Annotated in this window: 8 protein-coding genes and 1 pseudogene; 6 read left to right on the forward strand and 3 right to left on the reverse strand. The window is 58.0% G+C overall.

Going from position 1 to position 11213, the window contains the following annotated elements; genetic code table 11:
• Nucleotides 1–81 precede the first annotated feature (81 nt).
• Genes G6L97_RS23375 through G6L97_RS23385 form a run of 3 tightly spaced genes read left to right on the forward strand, consistent with a single transcriptional unit; the run spans nucleotide 82 to nucleotide 3819 of the window.
• Nucleotides 82–1227 carry an AAA family ATPase gene (locus tag G6L97_RS23375; RefSeq protein ID WP_211390037.1) on the forward strand — a complete coding sequence of 382 codons (1146 nt, stop codon included), beginning with the start codon at nucleotides 82–84 and terminating at the stop codon, nucleotides 1225–1227.
• Entirely contained in the window at nucleotides 1217–3436 is a 2220-nt protein-coding gene (locus G6L97_RS23380) for a S8 family peptidase (protein ID WP_174003913.1), read from the forward strand. The genes G6L97_RS23375 and G6L97_RS23380 overlap by 11 nt, the downstream gene beginning before the upstream one ends.
• Nucleotides 3437–3468: 32 nt before the next feature.
• Nucleotides 3469–3819: a DUF3223 domain-containing protein gene (locus tag G6L97_RS23385; protein ID WP_174003915.1), complete on the forward strand. Its 351-nt coding sequence runs from the start codon at nucleotides 3469–3471 to the stop codon at nucleotides 3817–3819.
• A 278-nt stretch (nucleotides 3820–4097) separates the two neighbouring features.
• On the opposite strand, the gene G6L97_RS23390 is transcribed toward G6L97_RS23385, so the two are convergent.
• Nucleotides 4098–7073, reverse strand: a complete 2976-nt coding sequence (locus tag G6L97_RS23390) for a Tn3 family transposase (protein ID WP_174003917.1) — start codon at nucleotides 7071–7073, stop codon at nucleotides 4098–4100.
• A 306-nt stretch (nucleotides 7074–7379) separates the two neighbouring features.
• Here G6L97_RS23390 and G6L97_RS23395 point away from each other — a divergent pair, with 306 nt between their 5' ends.
• Complete coding sequence (locus G6L97_RS23395) at nucleotides 7380–8366, forward strand: NAD(P)H-quinone oxidoreductase (protein ID WP_174003946.1); 987 nt, start codon at nucleotides 7380–7382, stop codon at nucleotides 8364–8366.
• 50 nt (nucleotides 8367–8416) lie between these two features.
• A complete protein-coding gene (locus G6L97_RS23400; protein WP_174003919.1) occupies nucleotides 8417–9463 on the forward strand; it encodes an ornithine cyclodeaminase in 1047 nt (348 codons plus the stop codon).
• A 149-nt stretch (nucleotides 9464–9612) separates the two neighbouring features.
• On the opposite strand, the gene G6L97_RS23405 is transcribed toward G6L97_RS23400, so the two are convergent.
• Nucleotides 9613–10284, reverse strand: a complete 672-nt coding sequence (locus G6L97_RS23405) for an RraA family protein (RefSeq protein WP_174003921.1) — start codon at nucleotides 10282–10284, stop codon at nucleotides 9613–9615.
• Between the two features lie 132 nt (nucleotides 10285–10416).
• Complete coding sequence (locus tag G6L97_RS23410; protein WP_174003923.1) at nucleotides 10417–10743, reverse strand: hypothetical protein; 327 nt, start codon at nucleotides 10741–10743, stop codon at nucleotides 10417–10419.
• On the opposite strand from G6L97_RS23410, the pseudogene G6L97_RS23415 reads away from it, so the two are divergent.
• A pseudogene (locus G6L97_RS23415) lies at nucleotides 10727–11038 on the forward strand (FAD-dependent oxidoreductase); the annotation flags it as partial. The gene G6L97_RS23410 and the pseudogene G6L97_RS23415 overlap by 17 nt on opposite strands.
• Nucleotides 11039–11213 lie beyond the last annotated feature (175 nt).

Here is an 11213-nt window from a genome sequence, read left to right on the forward strand (position 1 = left end):
GAATAGTCCTTCCAATCACAAAATAGATGTGTCATAAATAACTATGCCAATCAAGCGGCAAAAATAGTTATTTGAAATCAAATGTCTGAGGGAAATGTGGGAGAAATTATAGATATATCGACGGATTTAGCCCAGTCCATTCGCCTCGGTCTGAAGAGTGAGGTCGACGGGATGCGGCTTTTCGCGGCTAAGTTGGTTCGCAAATACCGACAGTCGGCGCCCGACCTTTCGAGGCAGATCGATGAGTATCTGCAGGCCGCACCGGTGGCATCGCCGATGCGGAAAAAAACGTTGCCGAAAGCGGACCAAGAAGTTGCTGCTGAAAATGACGATGCGGAAGAGCTCGCGCTGCTTCGAATTGACACCGCTGGCGCGGTTGAGCCGCTTCTGTCTGAGACGGTGAGGCTGCCGGTCCAGCAGCTTTTGGCCGAGCGTCGCCAAATCAAAAAACTGCAGAGCCTGGGATTAGAGCCTATGCGCTCAGCCGTTTTTGTTGGGCCGCCTGGCGTTGGCAAGACCATGACCGCCAAGTGGATTGCGGCCGAGCTCGGCCTGCCGCTCTTGGTCTTGGATCTCACCGCGATTATGAGCAGTTATCTCGGGCGAACGGGTAATAACCTGCGCGCCGTGCTCAATTATGCCAAGTCGATTCCGTGCGTGCTTCTACTCGACGAGATCGATGCGATCGCAAAGCGTCGAGGCGACATGTCTGACGTTGGTGAATTAAAACGCCTCGTCACGGTAATCCTGCAAGAGATCGACGCATGGCCATCTACCAGCCTCTTATTGGCGGCGACGAATCACGCCGAGTTGATAGACCCTGCCCTATGGCGGCGCTTTGATCAGACAGTGGAGTTTCCTCAGCCTGACAAACGACGCGTTGAAGAGTTGTTGAGGAAACTTACGGCCAGTGAAGGGCAGCAATTTGATCGGTGGGTTCCGACTATGGCGATGCTTCTAGAAGGATATTCCTTTAGCGATATCGAACGTACCGCCCGACAATTCAGAAAAGCTACAACGCTCAAAACAGCTACGATCGAGGAATTGGTTGAGGGGTTGGCGCGTCGGCATGCCGCTTTACTCGACCGTGAATCCCGGCAGGATCTCGCGAGAAAGCTGACCGACCTAACGCGTCTGTCGCAGCACAAGGTCAGCGACATCACAGGGGTCAGCCGCGATACAATTCGTAAATATCAGAAACAGGAGCACGTAACCCATGGCGACTAATTTTCTTATCGGTCGTGGAGAGCTTCTGACGCATCAGGTTCCACCGCCGCGGCGCAAGCCGTCAGAGCGGAGCGTCTATACGCTGAACGAAGCTCGGCAATCTCTGGTACCGCAGTTTACGCAGGCCATGGAGGTCTTCGATAGAACGCCGGCCGCAGCGCTGCCGAAGGACATTGCGGTTGGAAAGGTTCTTATCAATCCGAGTTTCATCGCCCGGTCGTACTTCCCATCGAGCTTGCTCAAGGAAGCAGGGCTTGAGGCCGTCGGCAGCAGAACCGTGCACGTGACGCCAAAGCGATGGGCGCGACAGGGCATGCCAGAAAAGGTTCCGACGACTGAGCTGTTCGTCGCAGGGCGGCGCAAAAGCTTTCGCTCACTCCCCGAACTAGCGAGATCCCTTGGCGACGATGAGCAAGCAGCTCTTGACCTCACACATATCGAAGCGTTCTCAGCGACTGACCCTGAAGAAAAAGTGAAGGCAGTTGTTCGCGGCCACAAGGACGCGGTCTACGAGGTCGGTGTCCATCTTCTCTCTGACGACGTCGACTCCGAAGAGGTTCAGTCAGCCTTTGCGAAGTTTGCTGAGCAGGCCGGTGTCGAGCTCATGGACAAGTTGGGCTTTATCGTGGGTAACCTTTGGTTCCTGCCAGTGCGCGGAAGCCGTGACGGCATCCATCAGCTTAGCGAATTTTCGCTTGTACGCGTGATCCGGCCAATGCCTGCGCTCAGAAGTATGCGGCCCATGCCGGCACCTTCGGGAAGCGTAAAAATCACGTGCAGCCTGCCGACGGCCCAGCCTCTATCATCCCAGCCCCGCGTGGCGATCCTGGACGGAGGGTTGCCCGATCATCATCCGATCGGACCTTGGATGCGCAACTATGAGCTCATGGATCCGGATGCGAACGATCACGCGGACGGTCCTGAACACGGCCTCGCGGTCACCTCTGCTTTTCTGTTTGGCCCAATTGAGCCCAATGGCTCGGCAGGTCGCCCATATTCCTATGTCGACCATCTTCGAGTTGTCGATGAGGGTATCAATCAGGAACATCCCGCACAACTTTATCGCACTCTCGGCCTGATCGACGAGGTCTTACTGTCGAGGCAATACGAATTCATAAACCTGAGCCTCGGCCCGGATGAAATCGTCGATGACGGAGATCCCCATGGCTGGACGTCGCTGATCGACGAGCGTCTAAGCAACGGTCGCACTTTCGTCACGGTGGCCGTTGGCAACAACGGCAACGAAGACGCGGAGCTTCAGCTTAATCGCGTCCAAGTTCCAGGCGACTGCGTCAACGTCGTTGCGGTTGGAGCCACCGATTCGACCAAGGAAGATTGGGAACGCGCGCCCTACAGTGCTGTTGGACCCGGCAGAAGCCCCGGTTTTGTGAAGCCGGACCTCATGGCCTTTGGGGGTAGTGCGGGTGAATATTTTCACGCGCTAACACCCGGTAGGCGCCCATCGCTCTCTCCCCAACTCGGAACGAGTTTCGCTGCTCCTAATCTCCTTCGAAGCGCGGTTGGCATACGGGCGATTTTGGGCAACGACCTCAGTGTCCTGGCGATCAAGGCTCTTCTCGTTCATAGCGCCACGCAGAATGACTTGCCACAGGCAGAGGTCGGCTGGGGATGCGTGGCAGACAAGCTTGCAAGCGTCATCACTTGCGGCGATGGCGTGGCGCGTGTCGTCTATCAAGGCGAGCTCCGTCCAGGAAAATATTTGCGAGCTCCACTGCCCGTCCCAAAGGAAGGGCTGACGGGAAAGGTGAAGGTGAAAGCGACCTTCTGCTATTCGACCCCGACTGACCCACACCATTCAGGTGCTTACACGCGATCGGGGCTGGAGGTGGTCTTTCGACCGAATGACGGCCGGCGCAAGGATGGCAAGGCCAATGCTGAGCCTCGATCGTTCCTAAATTTGCAGAAATTTGCCTCAGAGCAGGAACGCCGATCGGACTCTGGGAAGTGGGAGACCGTTCTGCATGCCGAGCAATCTATGCTTGGCAAGTCGCTTCGCGATCCGGTGTTCGATATCCACTATATTGCCAGACAAGACGCCGGTCCCACCAGTCGGGCTCGCCCGATCGCTTACGCACTGGTCGTAACCCTCGAAGCACCCAAGCACGCGGATCTGTTTTCAACTATTCTCGCTGAGTACACTTCACTCGTGTCAATCCAACCTGAAATCGCTCTGCCGATCACTGTGTGACGGCTTTCGCCTTTTCCTCGTGGAGAAACTTCATGCCAGCCAAGCCTGTAAAACTCACGAATGGGCTCGAGTTCGATCAAGCCGGAAATGCCAACGCATTTTATCGAGAAATACTGAACAAAGGGGAACTCGGGGCTTATTTGAGCAACGACGATGCAGCGGCGGTGGATGTTCTCTTCAGAGACTATTGCGCGGCAACGAACTGGCAGATGCCCGGGCAACCTGAAAGGTACTTCCGAGACTGGAATATGGCCGAGAAGCGAGCAACGCGCAGTTTCTATGTCGAATATGCAGATGGAGAGAGAGATGATTTCAGCTACATCAAGGCCGTTCGGGCCGTAGCGAATTGGAAGCGAATGGATGGCGAGCCACTGTCTGTCTGAAGTTCACGGCATCGGTGCTAGCACATTATAGGCCCCGTGCTGGTGCCAGAAAAATGAACGACGAGATGCACGGAGCAGGGCGACAGAAAAAGTGAATTGGGGTGCATATGGTCAATCCCGGGTCGGAATGGCATCAATGGGAGCAGCGTATCCATGCACCCGGCACCGTCCTCACCAACCAGTTTGGCGCTCATGATCTGAAAACTTTTTCCCAGTCAATTCGGGGTCAGAACAAGAGCAGTGCAAAATCGTACGCTAAGGGCGAACGGAGTGAGAACTTATGCGACCCGGCGTAGCCCGACTGGCAGACGGAGCGCTCGAAATCCGTTGGGCATCTGATGTTCGGCATCCCAGGTGTAGATGCCTGTAAGGTTGATATGTTCCCAACTCAGCGGCGAGTTGTGCTTCAACAGAGTATCAGGAATGTCTCGTCCCGCTCGTTTCAGCTGTGTGACCGCGCGATCAAGATAGACCGTATTCCAGTGCACGATTGCACTGACAACGAGATTGAGCCCTGAAGCGCGGAATGCTTGGCTCTCGAACGACCGATCACGGATCTCGCCCCGCTCGTGGAAGAACACAGCCCGTTTCATCTTATGGGCGGCCTCGCCCTTGTTGAGACCGGCTTGGCATCTCCGCCGTAGTGCCGGACTTGAGTACCATTCGATCATGAAGAGCGACCTTTCGATACGGCCGAGCTCGCGGAGCGCCCTCGCAAGATGGCTTTGCTTCGGAGACGCGGACAGCCTCTTGAGTATCGTAGACGGCACCACGGACCGCGTCGTGATCGACGCCGCGAGATGGAGCAGATCGTCCCAATGATCGAGGATCAGACTGGTATTGATCGGCGCCCCGATGTGGTTCGACAGCGCCGGATATGCACCGCTCTTTTCTAGCGTGTGGAACTTCCGGTCTTTGAGATTGCGCAGTCGCGGTGAGAACCGCTTTCCGATCAAGGCGAACAGCCCGAAGATATGATCACTCGCGCCGCCTGTGTCGGTAAAGTGTTCATGGATGTCGAGGACAGTGTCCTGATCGAATAGCCCATCGAGCACATAGGCCGCCTCGCTCTCGGTGGGACTGATGGGCAAAATGCTGAAGTAGCCGTATTGATCTGACAGATGGCTATAGAATTTCGATCCGGGCTCGCTACCGTAATGCAAATTGACGTCGCCGCGCTTTGCAGCCCGGTCGCTCGCACGGAAGAATTGGCCATCGGACGATGACGTTGTGCCATTGCCCCAAAGGCGCGAATGCGGATGCTGGGTGTGGGCATCGGTGATGCACGCTTGAGCCGTGCGGTATGTCTCCGATCGGGCGTGGAATGTGCGCATCCACCCAATCTGGTGAGCGCTAATCCCCTTGGAGGCACCCGCCATTCGTTTGGGGCCAAGGTTCGTAGCATCGGCCAATACACCAGCCAGCATTGCAGAAAGATTTTTTGGGACGTCGCCGGTCCGAACATGCGTGAAGTGATCCGCAAAGCCGGTCCATTCATGCACTTCCCTTAACAGGTCGGGAACCTCGACCAACGGATACATATCGCTGATCTCGGCATTCAGTGCCTCGGCGGCCGCAGGGATTTCGCTGGCAGTTGGTATGATGATCAAGGTTCCGGCCTCAAGACGAACTCCTTCGAGCTTTCCGGATCGTGCCCTGTGCGCCAGACGCTGCAGGTTGAACTCGAGCATCTGACTCGCTTCGGCAAGCCACTGCGCGCCGTCGCTCTGGACCCCCAAACCGAGACGATCTTCTTCCTTCATCGTGATGAATGTTGTTCGCGGCATCAGATGCTCATCAATGGGCCGGAAAGATCGGCTGCCATCGACCCAGATCTCCGCAGATCGAAGCCGGTCTCGCAAAGAAGCGAGCGTTGCGATCTCGTAGAGACGGCGATCAGGTTTTTCCCGTTCGAAGATGAGCCGGCGCTCAGTTTGGCTAAGGTGGGTGAGCGGGACGCGATCAGGGAGTGGCCGCCGCTTTTCGGCATAAAGCCGTTTAAGCAGTCCAATTGCCGCTAAAAGTGGATCGTGGCGACGCGCCGAGCGGAACGTGAATGCCTGAAGGAATGCACCAGTGTATTTGTGGACGGTCGCATATTGCTCGGCTGCTACGGTCAACGACGGCGCCTCGTTGTCGTCGACCATCGACTCCAGTTCAGGTTTCATCTGAAGCAGTCGGTCCCAGCCGACTCTTTGGTCGAGAACAGCCAATGCATTCCGACCATGGTCGTTGGCGGACTGCAGCGCGGAGATGGTATCGAGGAACATGCGCAGCGCTTTGGCGGTGTTCGCTCTGCAGTCCATTTGCCGCTGCTTCTTTCGGTTGTTGGCTTGCGAGAACAACTTACCCATTAGTTTGATGAACATCGTCACCGCATCGTCCGTGAGCTTCTGGCAAAGCTTGATGACTTGAGCCACAATCAGAGCGTGGCGACGGCTGGCATTGAAGTCGTTGGCAAGCCAGGCCGGGGTTGCGTTACCCTCCCGGATCATCTGGTCCCACCGTCCTGCTGATATGCGCGCCTGTAACGTCGGATCGATCTCCAGCCGCCGCAGAAAGGCTATCCGCTCTGTCAGCCCGACCAGATTCGACGCACTTGGTGCTTCTGGCGCTGAGCGTAGCCAATGGAAGCGCGTCTGGCCGATCGACGGGTCCACTTCTAACAGCCGGTCCAATGATCGGAACGTATCGAGCGGGATGTCTTTAATCAGAGTTGTCTCTGCCCAACGGCGAGCTATCGCACGGCCGGCAAGGCCAATCCGTTCGATCGTGTCGATCGCCGGTAGAAGAGCGCCGCGTTCACGAAACGCGGCGACAACTGAACTGACTATCGCAGCACCGTCGTCGGACGCCGCCGCCCCCTGAATTGCAGACAATAGCGCGGCGCGGCGATCTTGTAGCGTCGCGCTTCTCGTATCCAGATACATCATTAGCCGTGCTGTGTGATCCCGACGGGTTTCTTCACGGCGTGCATAGAGCGAAAATGCTTCCGGGGCGGCGCCGATCTGATCAGCAACATATTTAAGCATGGCGCGTGGCGGAATTTCTTCTGCCCCCAGCACTCGACCCGGGTATCGCATCAGACATAGCTGAATGGCAAAGCCGAGCCGGTTGTGATTACGTCTCCGCAGTTCGATCTCCAGGCGATCCGCCAATGACAACGAATAGTGTCGGATCAGGCTGTCCTCGTCGACTGGTATGTCGATAAGCTTTCGACGATCTTGATCTTTGAGAAGCTTGCGCTTTGCCATTGCCTGACTCCATCCATGACCAATCTGCGCTGAGCGTCGTCGAGTCGGGCCGGACAGCGAAATCAAAACTGGCGCATGTCGATGGCAATCCACAGAGATCGAATGCCTAAAACCCGAGCTATGGCATTGTTCACGCTTCGTTCGGGCTTAGCGTACGATTTCGAACTGCTCTTGTTCTGACCCCATTCTCGACCAGTTCCTCACCCATGTCCGCCAGTATGACGATGTCTGGATCGCCCGCGGCGTCGATCTGGCGGATCACTACGAGGCCTGCGAAGCGGCGGCAGTCACGGCATGACGGCGCTGATGAAGGCGGTCCTGTTCGATGCCGTCGGCGGGCCTGAGGTTCTCAAGCACGCCGATCGACCCGTGCCGCTGCCCGGTCCGGGCGAGGTGCAGATCGAGATCGTCGCCACGGCGATGAATTTCGCCGACCTGCTGCAGCGCCAGGGCAATTATTCCAACCACGCCAATCTCAATCCGATCCTCGGACTGGAATGCGCGGGACGGATTTCGGCGCTGGGCGCGGGGGTGGAAACCTGGCAGGTCGGAGATGACGTCTGCGCGCTGCTCAATGGTGGCGGCTATGCGGAATATGCCGTGGTCTCGGCCGGGCATGTGCTGCCCGTCCCCAAGGGCGTTGCGCTGCGCGATGCCGCGGTGCTGCCGGAAGCGGCCTGCACCGTCTGGTCGAACATTGTCGATCTCGCCGGCCTGACGGCCGGTGAAACCTTTCTCGTGCATGGCGGCGGCGGCGGCGTCGGCAGCCTGGCCATCCAGGTCGCGGTCGGGCTCGGCGCCGAGGTGTTTTGCACCGCCGGATCGCCGGAGAAACTCGATTTCACCGCCGCGCTGGGGGTGCGCCGCGGCATTCACTACCGCGACGAGGATTTTGTCGCGGCCACTCTCGACGCGACAGGGGGCAAAGGCGTGGATGTGATCCTCGACGTCATGGGAGCGGCGTATTTGCCTGGCAATATCGAGGCTCTGGCCTTCGACGGGCGAATCTCGATGATCGGCCTGCAGAGCGGCCGAGAGGCGCAGATATCGCTCGGGGTCATGATGAAGAAGCGCGCCTCGCTGTTCACCACCTCGCTGCGCGACCGACCCGCGGCCGCCAAACAGCGCATCGTCGCCGGCGTCAAGGCCGATATCTGGCCGCTGGTGGACACAGGTGCGGTGCAGCCTGTGATCGATCGGCGCTTCGGTCTCGACGACATCGTCGATGCGCATCGCTACATGGAAAGCGGCCGGCATATCGGCAAGCTGGTCATCGACGTGCGGCCGGCCTAGCTCGCGCCGCCGCCGCACGCCTCATCCGGATTACCCGAAAGTATCGAACCATGACCATTCACGCGCCTCTCAATATCGTTCCCTTCGTCAGCGTCGACCACATGATGAAGCTCGTCCTGTCGATCGGCATCGAAACCTTCCTCACGGAGCTAGCCGGCTATATAGAGGAGGACTTTTGCCGCTGGGAGGTGTTTGACAAGACGCCGCGGGTGGCGTCGCATTCCGATGACGGCGTGATCGAACTGATGCCGACCAGCGACGGCACGCTCTACGGCTTCAAATACGTCAATGGCCATCCCAAGAACATGAGGGATGGCCGCCAGACGGTGACCGCTTTCGGCGTGCTGTCCGACGTCGGCAACGGCTATCCGATGCTGCTGTCGGAAATGACCATCCTGACGGCGCTGCGCACCGCCGCAACATCGGCAGTCGCCGCCAAATATCTCGCGCCGACGGGCGCCAAAACCATGGCGATCATCGGCAATGGCGCCCAGTGCGAATTCCAGGCTCTAGCGTTCAAGGCGGTTCTCGGCATCGAGAACCTGCGCCTCTACGACATCGATCCCTCTGCCACGGAAAAATGCCAGCGCAATCTCGCCGGCCTGGGTCTGTCTGTGACCAGCTGCGCGACGGCGCAGCAGGCGGTCGAAGGGGCTGGGATCATCACCACGGTAACGGCCGACAAGCAATACAGCACGATCTTGACCGACAACATGGTCGGCCCCGGCGTCCATATCAACGCCGTCGGCGGCGATTGCCCGGGCAAGACGGAACTGCATCGGGATATCCTGCTGCGGTCCGAGATTTTTGTCGAATATCCGCCGCAGACCCGGATCGAAGGCGAAATCCAGCAGCTGCCGGACGACCACCCGGTCAACGAATTGTGGGAAGTCATCGCCGGACGCCGGAGCGGCCGCGGCGACGACCGACAGATCACTCTGTTTGATTCCGTCGGCTTTGCGACGGAGGATTTTTCGGCGCTCAGATATGTCTGGGACAAGCTGGTTGGCGGCATGTTCTTCGAAAATCTCGATCTGCTCGCGGATCCGGATGAGCCACGCGATCTTTTTGGCATGCTGCTTCGGGCGCAGCGATAGGGACATTCCGCCCGGAGCTGACGTGGTCTTTTGCCGGATCTTCCGCAACATCGATTTCAGCATAGAGATTGCTCGTCCGATGTCGGTCGGTTCATCCTGAAGATCACACAGGATGGGAAATTAAATGCGCGGGCGGATACCAGCTTTTCCTAAACGCCGTGGCAACCTAGCTTTCTGAGCGCTGAGTCGACCCAATCTCTGTCACTCGTCCCGTCTCTTATTCTGGCCATCCGCTTGTTTTCGAACTCATGTCTGTATGTGGCACCTGCATGAACGGCTTCGACATCTTCTATGCTAACGCACAGCAATCCATCGGCGTCACCGCACATGAGATCGCCCGGATTGATGACCATGCCTGCAATCGAAATCGGCACGTTCACCTCGCCCGGCCCATCCTTGTAAGGTCCGCGATGGGTGATACCCGCGGCAAAGACCGGGAAACCGCCAACGGAGAGTTCGGCGCTGTCACGGATCGCGCCATAGATAACGATGCCGCCCAGACCGCGTTGAATAGCATGCGCCACCATGAGTTCGCCGATGATGGCATTTGAAAGGTCGCCGCCAGCATCAACGACCACGATATCGCCAGGCTCGGCAATGTCGAGTGCCTTGTGGACCATGAGATTGTCGCCGGGACGCGCCTTGACGGTAATCGCGGGACCAACCATCCTCGCGCCGTCGTAGTATGGACGCAGCGCGGCGGCGCCGGCAGTCATGCGTCCCATGACATCGCTGACATTTGCAACCGGGAGCGAGCGAAAAGCTTCGACCCATTCCGGGCCGACCTTGCGCTCACGCTTGCGCACGCGAAAACCGTTCATTCATTGTCCTTTGCAAAAATGCCGCCACTCCGATCCTGGCGATCAAATTATCTCCGGACTTGGTCGTGCACTACGCCCGGCCAAGTCCGGAGACACTCGAGTATCTGGGGTCATCGGTGAGTGAACGCGGCCTCAGAGTTGATAAAGCTGTTCAGATTCGGCGATGCCGAGACTTTCGTCTATTGCAGCGATCACTCGCACCAGATCGGCTTCCGACGCGATCAGCGGAGGAACCAGCTGTATCGTTCCCATCGTACGCGTCAGCACGCCGCGTTCGTCCAGCAGTCGCGAAAGGCGTTTGATGAACGGATGCTTGGCGGCGGCAGGGCCTTTGCCGAAGCCTTCCTTCGCCGCCTTCGCTCTTGCGATCCATTGGAGGCGCTTGCCACGATGTGCATCGGCGTCAGCCAGGGCATCACCATCGCGCTGGAACGTGTCTGAAATGGATGTGGAAAGCATCCAGGATCTGCCTGAACGAGAGGCAATGGAGTTCGACGTTGTGATCGTGGGGGCTGGTCCTGCCGGGTTATCTGCGGCGATCCGGCTGAAGCAGGTCCATCCGGATCTCTCGGTGGTCGTTCTGGAAAAGGGCGCGGAAGTCGGCGCGCACATCCTGTCGGGCGCGGTTGTCGATCCCGCTGGCATCGACAGGCTTTTGCCCGGCTGGCGCGAGGAGGAGGGGCATCCGTTCAGGACCGAGGTGAGGGATGAACGGTTCCTGCTTTTTAGGGACGCAGCCGGAACTCGAATGCCAAGATCATCGCTCAATGCTCGTGACGTTCCTGCCTCTTGATTCGAAGGCAGGGAATCACGGTAAGCCGAGCATGTCACATCAATTCCGATTCCGCGTTCAATGGACGTGCTCTAGTTGCGTGAATTGGGGTAGGACTTAGCTAGAGCTGCCCTTTTGGATTGACGGCCGACCGCGT

Origin of the sequence: Agrobacterium tumefaciens (genome assembly GCF_013318015.2) — a bacterium.
GTDB classification, from domain to species: Bacteria; Pseudomonadota; Alphaproteobacteria; order Rhizobiales; family Rhizobiaceae; genus Agrobacterium; species Agrobacterium tumefaciens.